At 52.3% G+C, this 10,592-nt stretch carries 12 protein-coding genes; 7 read left to right on the forward strand and 5 right to left on the reverse strand.

Going from position 1 to position 10,592, the window contains the following annotated elements:
• Window positions 1-466: 466 nt before the first annotated feature.
• Window positions 467-958: a pyridoxamine 5'-phosphate oxidase family protein gene (locus M891_RS0121605; protein WP_036701431.1), complete on the forward strand. Its 492-nt coding sequence runs from the start codon at window positions 467-469 to the stop codon at window positions 956-958.
• Window positions 959-1,047: 89 nt separating this feature from the next.
• Here the strand turns inward: M891_RS0121605 and M891_RS0121610 are convergent, their stop codons facing one another.
• A complete protein-coding gene (locus tag M891_RS0121610; protein ID WP_028540229.1) occupies window positions 1,048-3,288 on the reverse strand; it encodes a bifunctional 2',3'-cyclic-nucleotide 2'-phosphodiesterase/3'-nucleotidase in 2,241 nt (746 codons plus the stop codon).
• 205 nt (window positions 3,289-3,493) lie between these two features.
• Between M891_RS0121610 and M891_RS0121615 the strand changes: the two genes are divergently transcribed.
• Window positions 3,494-3,676 carry a hypothetical protein gene (locus tag M891_RS0121615; RefSeq protein ID WP_028540230.1) on the forward strand — a complete coding sequence of 61 codons (183 nt, stop codon included), beginning with the start codon at window positions 3,494-3,496 and terminating at the stop codon, window positions 3,674-3,676.
• Between the two features lie 41 nt (window positions 3,677-3,717).
• Here the strand turns inward: M891_RS0121615 and M891_RS0121620 are convergent, their stop codons facing one another.
• Window positions 3,718-5,166 carry an MDR family MFS transporter gene (locus M891_RS0121620; RefSeq protein WP_157268858.1) on the reverse strand — a complete coding sequence of 483 codons (1,449 nt, stop codon included), beginning with the start codon at window positions 5,164-5,166 and terminating at the stop codon, window positions 3,718-3,720.
• Window positions 5,167-5,393: 227 nt separating this feature from the next.
• Between M891_RS0121620 and M891_RS0121625 the strand changes: the two genes are divergently transcribed.
• From M891_RS0121625 to M891_RS0121645, 5 genes are all read left to right on the forward strand, one after another.
• Window positions 5,394-5,963, forward strand: a complete 570-nt coding sequence (locus M891_RS0121625) for a TetR/AcrR family transcriptional regulator (RefSeq protein WP_028540232.1) — start codon at window positions 5,394-5,396, stop codon at window positions 5,961-5,963.
• Between the two features lie 62 nt (window positions 5,964-6,025).
• A complete protein-coding gene (locus M891_RS0121630) occupies window positions 6,026-6,847 on the forward strand; it encodes a sugar phosphate isomerase/epimerase family protein (protein ID WP_028540233.1) in 822 nt (273 codons plus the stop codon).
• On the forward strand, window positions 6,844-7,638 hold the full coding sequence (locus M891_RS0121635; RefSeq protein ID WP_028540234.1) for an AAC(3) family N-acetyltransferase: 795 nt from the start codon (window positions 6,844-6,846) through the stop codon (window positions 7,636-7,638). The genes M891_RS0121630 and M891_RS0121635 overlap by 4 nt, the downstream gene beginning before the upstream one ends.
• A gap of 20 nt (window positions 7,639-7,658) precedes the next feature.
• Complete coding sequence (hprK, locus tag M891_RS0121640; RefSeq protein WP_028540235.1) at window positions 7,659-8,576, forward strand: HPr(Ser) kinase/phosphatase; 918 nt, start codon at window positions 7,659-7,661, stop codon at window positions 8,574-8,576.
• A gap of 60 nt (window positions 8,577-8,636) precedes the next feature.
• Window positions 8,637-9,059 (forward strand): hypothetical protein, encoded by a 423-nt coding sequence (locus M891_RS0121645; protein ID WP_232228397.1) that lies wholly within the window; start codon window positions 8,637-8,639, stop codon window positions 9,057-9,059.
• On the opposite strand, the gene M891_RS0121650 is transcribed toward M891_RS0121645, so the two are convergent.
• From M891_RS0121650 to M891_RS0121660, 3 genes are all read right to left on the reverse strand, one after another.
• A complete protein-coding gene (locus tag M891_RS0121650) occupies window positions 9,054-9,686 on the reverse strand; it encodes a hypothetical protein (RefSeq protein ID WP_028540237.1) in 633 nt (210 codons plus the stop codon). The two genes, M891_RS0121645 and M891_RS0121650, sit on opposite strands and share 6 nt — an antisense overlap.
• Window positions 9,668-10,306 carry an ATP-binding cassette domain-containing protein gene (locus M891_RS24380; protein WP_051417169.1) on the reverse strand — a complete coding sequence of 213 codons (639 nt, stop codon included), beginning with the start codon at window positions 10,304-10,306 and terminating at the stop codon, window positions 9,668-9,670. The genes M891_RS0121650 and M891_RS24380 overlap by 19 nt, the downstream gene beginning before the upstream one ends.
• A gap of 43 nt (window positions 10,307-10,349) precedes the next feature.
• Window positions 10,350-10,592 (reverse strand): IS3 family transposase (locus M891_RS0121660; protein WP_028540238.1); only part of this gene is annotated, 243 nt, incomplete at its 5' end.

Here is a 10,592-nt window from a genome sequence, read left to right on the forward strand (position 1 = left end):
GCACGAGGCCCGGGAGCAAACGAAGGTTCGGGAGAGAATTTGCGTTGTCCGTTTGCACTAAGTTTTGAAAGAAACTGAACGTGCGTTTCTAGCTTGCAAGGGCTCTCCCTGACGAAGGCATAACATGTGGTAACCAACCCACGGATAGCAGCGTGCCGACCGTCGCTCGCATTTTTGCTCTCGCGCCACGTNCTCAGGCAGANTTAAAACCGAGGGCTTGACAAAAACGTTCATAGCAACGGACTCACGGGGCGTTATTTGCCAAAGATCAACCCAAATGATGCTTCTAAGAGCCTAATAAGGCACCTGAAGTCCGTTACAACGGGAAATTCTCGGGAAATGGATAAATAGCGTCATTAAGGTCCGTTAGCTCGGGAGGGGGGATCGGTGATTTGCGGTTATTTTTAGAAGTTCTGTTCAATCTAACAACAGGTAAGAAAAAATAACCTAAACGGAGTGAACAGACATGACAGTGACAAATCACCAGACGGCGCACCAAGAAGCGGTGGAGACGGTGCGGAAATTGATCAAGGGCATCGAGATCGCAATGCTGACCACGGTGACGAAGGAAGGGTTGGTGTCGCGTCCGATGAAAACCCAGGAGGTTGAATTTGACGGGGACCTGTGGTTTCTCACGAAGGAAGAGACGGACAAATACAGCCAGCTGAAGGATCACCCTCACGTGAACGTGTCCTACGTTGGGGACTCCTACGTGTCGGTACGCGGGACAGCGGAGGTGGTCAATGACCGGGAGAAGATTAAGCAGTTTTGGAACGCTGCGTATGCCAAGTTCCTGCATACGACCAGCGATGATCCGAACCTGGTCCTGATCAAAGTGAAGGCCGAGGCGGCGGAATATTGGGAGACCGGCAATCTTGTCAAAGTGATCAAGCGCATGTTCTCCCAGCTTACGGGAAAAGAAACCGAAGCGGAGCTGAACAAGACGGTGAAATTGTAGGTGTGCACCGATCAATAAAAGCCGCCTCGCGGCGGGTCGATAACGACCTGCAGGAGGCGGCTTTGGCATTTGGGTTTATCCCGTTGTTCTTATTTCTTCACCGGAATCAAAATCTTCTGTCCGATCCGGATCAAGTGCGGGTTCTTCAGTTCGTTGTACTTGGCCAGAGCTTGCCATGTCGTGCCATGCTCCAGGGCAATGTGGTACAACGTGTCGCCCTTCTTCACGATGTGGACGATGTCCTTCTCTGCTGAAGGCGCAGGGGCAGGCTCAGGCTTCGGCGTAGGAGCCGGTGCTGGTGCAGGAGCCGGTTCTGGTGTTGGTTCCGGCGTTGGCGTTGGTTCCGGAGCCGGGTTCACCGACTCAGCGGCCGAACTCAGTTTGAACTTGGCGTAGCCGCCTTCGGAATCAGCGACAAACTCCAGGTTATCGGCCTTTGCAGCAGCTTCCTTGGCAGCAGGCGAAGTCTCGAACGTTACGTTGGCGTTACCGAACGGAGCAAGCGACCAGTTGCCGTCTGCCGTTGGGTTGATCGTGCCGTTTTCACGGATGTAGTCGATGATGACTTGGCGGTTCTCATCCGGCGAAGCCAGGATGATGCGCTTGCCGTCCGGGTTCGCAAACTTGCTGGACGACGCGCGATAGTTGTTGCTGGCAACAACGAATTTTTGCTCTGGATCGATTGGCTTGCCGTTATAGGACAGGTTCACGATCCGGCTGGCTTTCTCATTAACCAGGGTGCCCTTGGCATCGTATTTCGCCGGTTGCGTTACATCGATTTGATACGTTACCCCGTCGATCACGTCAAAGTTGTACGTAGGGAAATCGTAGTTCACCAATTCTTGCTCTTCCGATTTGTTCGGATCGATTTGGTTGAACTGTCCGGCGGACCATTCGAGCCATTCTTTAATCTCAGTGCCGGTGACCAGCACCGCGTTCACCGTATTCGAGTACAGGTACAAGTCAGCGACGTTCTTGATTGCGATATCCCCAGCAGGAATATCTGTGTAGTAGTTCGCGCCTTGGCGTCCGCCGGCCTTGAATGGAGCGCCAGCCGACAGCACAGGCAAGCCTTCGTATTCCGTGCCTTGCAGATGCTTCTCGACGTACCATTTTTGCGCGTTGGTCACGATTTGGATCGAAGGATCGTCCTGGATCAGGGCGAAGAAGCTGTTAATTGGAGCCGTTGTCTTGCCGACCGGGCCGCGGATGTACTCCAGGGTTGCCTCATGGTCCTCTTTGATGGCGTCCCAGATCGTTTGGTCCGCATCGACCAGCGCTTTCTTATTCTCCGTATCGTAAATCGGCTTCACATCGACTTTGGAGTCTTTTACTGTCCAAGACTCACCGGATTTCTCCAGTGTCAGATCGATAATCCCCAAATTGTTGCCCCAATAACCCGGTTCTACGGCAGGTACACCGTTGATCGTCCCTTTGGCCAGGTCGACGCCGGTTTTGCCTTCGAAGGATGCGTCCGGGAACACTTTATGCGCGTGGCCGAACAGGATCGCATCGATGCCTTCCACCTTGCTCAGGTAGAGGACGGAGTTCTCCATCAGCGGGGTTTGTGGAATGTCCTCGAAGCCGGAGTGCGGTACCGCGATGATGAGGTCAGCGCCTGCTTTTTTCATCTCAGGTACGAATTTCTTCGCAGTTTCTACGATATCCTTTGCGATGACTTTCCCTTCCAGATTCGCCTTGTCCCAAGACAGAATTTGCGGCGGCACGAAGCCGATCACGCCCACCTTCAGCGTGTGCTTCGCTCCGGTGCTGTCAGTCACCTCTTTGTCGAGGATGATGTATGGAGTGAAGGCGTTTTTGTCGTTCGAAGGGTCTTGATCTTGATCATCCAAGTAAATGTTGGCGTTGACGTAAGGGAAGTCCGATCCGGCCACCGCCGTCTTCAAGAAATCCAGACCGTAGTTGAACTCATGGTTGCCGAAGTTGCCGGCGTCGTAACCAAGCAAGTTCATCGCTTTGTAGACCGGATGAGTCTCGCCCTCTTGAAGCTTGTCTACCGTCGCGACATAGTCGCCCAACGGATTGCCTTGAATCAGGTCACCGTTGTCGATCAGCAAGCTGTTCTTCGCTTCCGCACGCGCTTGCTTGATCAGCGTGGCGGTCTTGGCCAAGCCGTACTCGTCGGTAGGCTTGTCTGTGAAATAGTCGTAGTTCACGATGTTCACATGTAAGTCGGTCGTTTCCATAATGCGGAGCTCGACAGTAGCTGCACTGCTCGTGTCTGCGGCGGACGCCGTGAACGGCAGGGCTGCCAGGCTGGCCGCAAGCAAGGATGCAAGGATCAATTTAGGACTGCGGGATTTGAACAAGTTCACTCCTCCTTCGAATTTGGGTACTTCCTGACATGTCGGGTGAAATCATGTGCCGACAACATCGTTTAAATTTTACTTAAATATTTTAATGGATCTGGAAGGGCTTGTCATGAGGATTTTCGACCAGATCCCTCGAACTCGCATTTTACAAATTGTGTATATTCTGGGGGATTGATATGATATAGAAGAGGGAGGGATATTCATGGTTGGGCCTTCGGGCAAATCGGAGCTGGAAATAGAAGAGCGGCTAAACGACTTGGAGAAACGCCTTTATTCTCAAAATAAACGGTGGAAGGTCATCAGAAATATTCTCCTGGTCATTGGCCTCGTTTGGTTCGCATTGATCCTCGTCGGTGTCATTCAATTTATGTCGTCGGGATCTTGAAATTTACATAACATATTAAAAAAGGCGACCCTCAGGTCGCCTTAAACTTCTTCTGCGGACGATTGTGCAGTTTCTTGCGTTCCTCTGAATCCTTTTGGCTTCGCTTCGCCTCGGCGATTGGGCATGAAGATCGTTACCGCCAGGATCACGATGCTCAGAATGCCCATGCAAAGATAAGCGTCATTCGTTCCGAGAATGGTTGACATCTCTTTCAACTGGGCTGTAGACAAGCTTTGACCGGATTGCATCAGCTCGGCGGCATGGCTCTTGGTGCGCGTCGTATAAATGGTGACTACCAAGGCCGTTCCAATCGCACCTGCGACCTGACGGACCGTGTTCGTTACCGCCGAACCGTGGGCATTTAACTGCTTCGGCAGAGCGTTGAGTCCCGCGGTGTTTAGCGGCATCGTTAAGAAGCTCAAGCCGATGCGCAGCACAATCGTACGGAATACCAGGTACGTATACGACGTGGTTTCCGTTAAATGGGTCACGCCCCAAATCGCCGGAATCGTAAACAACAGCCCGATAATCACAATGGGCTTGATCCCGAATTTATCCAGTAAACGTCCGGAAATCGGCGACAATAACGCATTAATTAAAGCCCCAGGCAGCAGCAGCAGGCCGGTGTCCAACACCGAGAAGCCCCGGCTGTTCTGCAAGTAAAGCGGCAGCAGGATCATATCCGCATACATGACCATCATCATCATAATGCTGATGATTGTGGTGACGGAGAACATCTTTTCCTTAAAGACTCGCAAATCCATCAGTGGAACGGGCGAAGTAAGCTGACGCCAGCAGAACATCAACAGGAAAATACCGCCGATAATCAGGCACGTCAACACTTCGGCACTTCCCCAGCCTTTATTCCCTGCATTGCTGAAGCCAAAGAGAAGACCGCCGAACCCCAGCGTTGAGTAGACGATGCTGATCAGGTCCAGCTTCGGCTTCGAGGTTTCCGACACATTCACCATGTATTTCAATGCTAATGGAATGACGATCGCAACCAGCGGCAGCATTCCGATAAAAATCCACCGCCAGGAGAAATGCTCAATCACCAAACCAGCCAGCGTCGGGCCAATCGCCGGGGCAACGATCATCGCGAGACCGATGAGTCCCATCGCTGCACCGCGCCCTTCCTTCGGGAAGACCACCATCACGACCATCATTAACAGCGGCATGATAATGCCCGCCCCTGCGGCTTGAATCAACCGCCCTGTTAATAGAAACGGAAAGCTGGGGGCGACAGCGTTAATGAATGTCCCAGCGAGTAGCAGGAGCATGGAGCTGATAAACAACTGCCGGGTCGTGAATCGCTGCATCAGAAAAGCCGTAATCGGCACAAGGATCCCATTCACCAACATGAATCCGGTAATCAGCCATTGCACGGTCGTAGCCGAAATGGCGAATTCCTTCATTAAATCGGGCAAGGCGACATTTAAGATCGTTTGGTTTAAGATCGATAAGAACGAGCCCAAGAGCAGGACGGGCATCAGGATTTTTTTATTCACATGGGGTGCTGCGGTGTTCACGGTGTTGCTCCTTTCGTAATGACCATTTCATTGACGGGTCGTCAAGTAATTGATAATCTGTCGATAAAAAATACTACCACGCAACGCTGCAAATGACCATTTACACATTCCGCCGAAGTGTAGATTAATCAACAGTTTGTCAGGTCTGTGTTGAATAATTTGCGGATGATCGTCAAAGGAGAAGCGAAATGTTGAGCAATAAGGAGGGCAAGGTGGACCCCCGCGTCATTCGGACGAAGCGAATGTTCCGGGAGGCGTTAATCGCATTGCTGCACGAGAATACCGATCTGCGCAAAGTCACTGTGCAGGGCTTGGCTGATCGGGCCGGGTTAAATCGCGCTACGTTTTATCTGCATTATCGCGATGTGGAGGATTTACTGGAGCAGCTGACGAAGGAAGTGTTAGATGAGTTGGCTCGGAGAATTCACCCGCTCACTGAGAGTGGTCTGACCAAGGACAACAATCCGCTCGTCTCCTTCCTGGAGGAGATTTACGAGAATGCGGCTTTATTTCAAGTGCTGCTTGAAAATAAAGAGTTCCGCCATCAACTGTTCGAGATCATGATGAACATCGTATCGACGCGGCGGGCGCGCCGGAAGGCGGCAGATCCGTCCAAGCAAGTCCCCATCGAGGTCATTGCCGCATCGACGTTGGGAATCGTCACCTGGTGGATTGAGGAAGGCACCCCTTATAGTCCGAGCTATCTGGCCAACCAAATCAATCAATTATATCGAAGAAGCAGTCCATCGAAGGCTTAAGGATCGTGTTGAGCGTACGCTGTCGTTAACCTATGGGATATGGGAAAAAGGAGGAGAGGCAAGTGTCGGCAGGGATTTTGGCGCATTTATTGGGGAAGCAGCCTTATCGGGAGCTGGCCGCGAAGGTGGCCGCCTATGAATTTCCTTATGTGCAGTTGGCGTTGTCCAAAGCCATTTCGGATGTGGATTGCTCGTTGGGCAAGTTAAGCCCGGGCTTGGCCATGGACATCGGCGGCGCGTTTGCGGATCACCGCGTACGGATCGCCGTGTTAGGATGCTATGCCAGCCTGATCGACCTGGATGAGGAGAGCTACCGGCACAATGTGGACCGATTCAAGGAGCATCTGCGCCATGCGCGGCATTTTGGTGCGCCGATTGTGGCAACCGAGGTCGGCAAACCGGCGGACACAGAACGACTGCCGGCGCATTGGGAGCGCCTCAACCGCGCGCTGGAGGAGCTGGTGGATGAAGCCGAACGCTGGGGTGTGACCATCGGCCTTGAGGCGGCCCAAGGGCACTTGATCGATTCGCCGGAGACGATGGCGCAGACGCTGGAACGCTTCCCCTCTTCTTGTGTGGGTGTTGTTCTCGACCCGTGCAATTTGATGAATACCGCTAATTTTGACCGCCAAGATCAGGTGATCCAGACGGCCTTCGAGCTGCTGGGTCCGCGTATCGTCAGCGCCCATGCCAAGGATCTGCAACGCGGCGCGAACGGCGAACTGCTGGAAACCGCTGCAGGTTTAGGGGAGCTGAACTACCCGCTGTTTTGGAGGCTGCTGGAGCAGTATAAGCCCCGTAGCTTCGTGACACTGGAGGCGGTGACGGAGAAGCAATGCGCTGAGGCAGCGAGGTTTGTACGAGAGGGGAGAAGCCAAAGATGAGGCATACGAAAGAGAGTTTAACCCGCCAACTGGAGGCTCTGGGGTTGGACGGTACAGGCACGGTGCTGGTCCATTCCTCCATGAAAAGCATTGGTGAAGTCGAGGGCGGCGCAGATACCGTTTTGGATGCGCTTACAGAGTATATGGCGCAGGGGTTGTTAGTGTTTCCTACGCATACCTGGTCATATATCAATAAAGATCACCCGCGGTTCGAGGTGGAGCATTCCCCGGTGTGCGTTGGCATTCTGCCGGAGCTGTTCCGGAAGAGACCCGGCGTTATCCGATCGTGGCATCCAACCCATTCGGTCGCCGCGTTAGGTCGGGATGCTCAGGCGTTTACGGCGGAGGATCATCGGTTTGATACGCCTTGTGCCCGAGGGTCCTCATGGGGGAAGCTGCTCGACCGTAAAGCAACGATCCTGCTCGTTGGGGTCGATTTGAGACGGAACACCTTCATTCATGGGGTGGAGGAGTGGGTGGATATTCCGGGGAGACTTACAGACGATCACGAAATGTTGTACACGATCACGCCGGACGGTACGGAAATTCCGGTCCCTTCCCGCAGACATTGCGGGTTGCCTTGGTCGGAGCATTTTTGGAAGGTGGAAGAAGTGCTGGAGTATCGAGGGGCCTTGCGCAAGGGGAAATTGGGAGATGCCGTGGTACGGGTCTGCGATGCGGCCGGCGTGGCAGAAGTCATTACAGAAATGTTGAAGGAGGAGCCGGATTTGTTCTCCGATAACGAACCGCTTCAAGATCCGGAACGCTGGATGGGGAGCCGATCAGAATGAACCGGAAGGAGGAGAATCAGATGAAGACGATCACCGTACAGAAGTTGGTGGATACGTTTAAGTTGGAAGTGCTTGCCGGGGAGGAACGGATGGATCGTGAGATCACGCGACCTCGGACGCATCGGCCGGGGCTGGAGTTCGTGGGGTATTTTGATTTTTTTCCCATGAATCGGGTGCAGGTGTTGGGCCGTAAAGAAATCAACTACCTGTTGACATTAAGCGTAGAGGAACGCAAGCTGCGGATCGGGAACATCGTGAAATATCACCCTCCGTGCTTTATTGTGACGTCCGGGCAGCAGGAGTTTCCTTATCTGGAGCTGTATTGCGAGGAGGAGGGGATTCCGTTGCTGCGGACGGAAGAGACGGCGACGGAGTTTATTGCCAAGCTGGACAGTTATCTGGTCAAGGCGCTGGCTCCGGAGATCTCAATCCATGGGGTGTGCGTGAACGTCTCGGGGATCGGTATCCTGCTGCGCGGCAAATCCGGCATCGGCAAGAGCGAAACGGCGCATACCCTGATTCGCAGAGGGCACCGTCTGGTCGCGGACGATATTGTCGTGTTAAAAAAGCTAAGCCCAACCACCTTGCTCGGAACTCATAACGAAACGACCCGCGAATTTCTGGCTCTACGCAGCATCGGACTGATTAACGTGGTACGGCAGTATGGACGTCGAGCTTTTCAGGATGAGACGCGGATCGTCTTGGATATCGAGCTGGTGCCGTGGCAGGAAAATGCCCTCAACAACGAACTGGAGACCGTGCCGCAGTTTACGGAATACTTAGGGGTCCAGATCCCGCACATCGAAATCCAGCTCCAACCGGGCCGGGACGTCGCCGGCCTCATCGAGGCTGCCGCGAACAACTGGTACCTGAAGCAGCTCGGTTATAGCGCGGTGGATGAGTTTATGAAGCGGATTGAGGAAGAGATGGGATCGTAGGGGCTGCTGGTGAGCTCCTATGATCCCAGCGAACCCACTGGTGAGGGGGGAGGTTCAACGATGCAAATGATGTGGAAAGTGAACGGAGTCAGCGTGCTGTATGCTTTTTCCCTATTTATGCAAATGGAGCTTCTGATGAACGTGTATCGGCTGGAAAGGGTCACCGGAATTGCTCATATGGATCGTTATGTCCCTGTGGCGGTGTTGCTGCTCTTGGTTCTGTTCTCCATCCTCGCGTATGTTCTGACGAAGCTCCACCTGAACCCCGGGAAACGCAAGTACCTGACAACGATCTTGTGGATTCCTTACTTCCTGTTGTTTATCAAAGGGTTTGCTTACATCTATCCGATCACCGATCCCCAAGAGGTGCCGCTTCCGGGGATCGGGTTGGTTGTGATCGCGGCGTGTGGGTTGTATCCGTTATATATTGCGGGGGTGACGTTTTGGGCGGGGGTTGGGTTTCGAGATCCCAAGACTTTATAAGCTTGTCCAGTGATAAACATTTCTCCTTTTAAGAAAATAAAGTGCTCCGAGGCTAAAGATAAGAGCGACTGCGGCTTGGGTCACCATGCAGCTTTGGAGGGAGAGGTTCGGATTGGCTCGATTCCACTGCATCAGATACAGAAATCCTTGACCGGTGCCTGTAGTAAACATGCCGAAAAAAAGATAAGCCAAAGGCAGCACGATGCCTAGTGCGATATTTTTGAAGAAAATCAGAAAGAAACTAGATAATATCATATAGAAAACCACCGAGGTAAAGGCCAGCCCCAGCTCCTCCGCCGAATAATTGCCCATATCACGAAGAGCCGCAGTGTAGACTGCGGAGTAGACCAAGCTCAGCAGGACGGGCCGGATCCAGCCAACGAAGAAGGCATTCAACGGATAGGTGAGAAGAAGTTCTTTATGATTGATTGAACCCATTTGGTATAACGACGCTACTACTGGAAACAGCATCACCGGGAACACGATATAAATTAAGAGTTGGTTCGATAGATCGGCGTTGAAGTTCTTTAACCATACAGCCAGCAACGTAAGGATAAGCGGAAAGAGCAGGAGGCTGTACCGAGTTTTAAATAGATAACGCCAGAAAATTATCTCTTGTTTAACCAAACCATATACCCCTCTTCCAAAGTAGGTGATGCTGCAGTCGCTTTAGAATCCAGCGGATCGGGTGCTATGTACCGAAGACGAAGCTGACTGGAATCCAGTTGGAGATGCTGGGTCATCAACGCTGCGGGATTTGTCTGAATTTGCTCGGCGGTAGAGACATCTGTAGTAAGCTCCCACACCTTTCCTTTTGCAAGAGATACGACTTCTTCAATCGAAGGATACGGCTGGATCGTACCACCTTGCATCAACAGGACTTGATCACATGTCATGGCCACGTCTTCCGTAATATGGGTAGAGAGAATAACGATTCGGTCTTGCCCCAGCTTTTTGATCAGATTCCGGAAACGAATTCGCTCCTCGGGATCCAAGCCTGCGGTTGGCTCATCGACAAGCAGTAAGGCGGGATGATGAAGGATCGCCTGAGCAATCCCCAACCTCTGTTTCATGCCTCCTGAGAACGATTTGACCAGATCTTCCGCATGTTGTTCCAGATTCACTTCCTGTAAAATAAGAGGGATCTCTTTCGAGAGCTGCCGAGTGTCCAATCCTCGAAGCACCCCCATGTATTCCAGGTATTCTCTTGCTTTCAAGTTGGGGAAGCCGCCGATATGCTGCGGCAAATTGTACCTCTGTCAATAGAGTAGACACAAAGAATCGAGAAAATTATGCGGCAGATCGGTACATACGTTCGCACTCATTGGGCGTAGAATACCCAATCGCGGAATGGATTCGTTTTCCATTGTAGAAGCAGGTAATATATTCAAAAATGCGTTTCTTGGCTTGCTTGCGTGTTTTGAACTTCTCCAAGTAGACAAGTTCTTTCTTAAGCACACTGTGGAACGATTCAATACACGCATTATCGTAGCAGTTCCCTTTGCGGCTCATACTGCCTTTCATCTTGTAGGT

Origin of the sequence: Paenibacillus sp. J14, from assembly GCF_000518465.1 — a bacterium.
Classification (GTDB): Bacteria; Bacillota; Bacilli; order Paenibacillales; family Paenibacillaceae; genus Fontibacillus; species Fontibacillus barengoltzii.